The organism is Thalassobius vesicularis, from assembly GCF_004799325.1.
GTDB lineage: Bacteria > Pseudomonadota > Alphaproteobacteria > Rhodobacterales > Rhodobacteraceae > Thalassobius > Thalassobius vesicularis.
Map to the genome: position 1 here is coordinate 1 of NZ_SSMD01000035.1, position 439 is coordinate 439.

Below are 439 nucleotides of genomic sequence, written 5' to 3' on the forward strand. Positions count from 1 at the left end.
ATTGGCACTGGTCGCCCTTCATGTCGCGGGTGCATTCTACCACCACTTCGTTCTACGCGACGGCACATTGGCGCGGATGCGCCAGGCGAAGGGGTGAACTTATGCGCTTGGCACCTCTCTTTGCGGCCCCGCCCATCGCTCTCGGTATCGCTACAGCAGTCTGGTTGATTTCATCCGCTCCCGGACCAGTACGGGTCGACGGTGCGGTACCTGCACTGCCAGTCCGGGTTATTACGGCCACGTCAGAGATCATTCGCCCCAATGTAAATGTTTGGGGCAACCTGCGTGCGGCCGAGACCTGGGTTGCGGTTTCTGAGGTGCAGGGTGAGGTGATCTGGCGTCACCCCGACTTGGAGCCCGGACGCCTGGTCCCGGCCGGGACCGAAGTGCTGCGTATTGACCCTGCCGATTACGAGCTTGCATTGGCGCAGGCCCGGGC

1 pseudogene is annotated in these 439 nt (G+C 62.4%); it reads left to right on the forward strand.

Annotated features, from left to right (window positions below):
* Positions 1 to 101 precede the first annotated feature (101 nt).
* Positions 102 to 439, forward strand: a pseudogene (locus E7681_RS19020) (hypothetical protein); the annotation flags it as partial.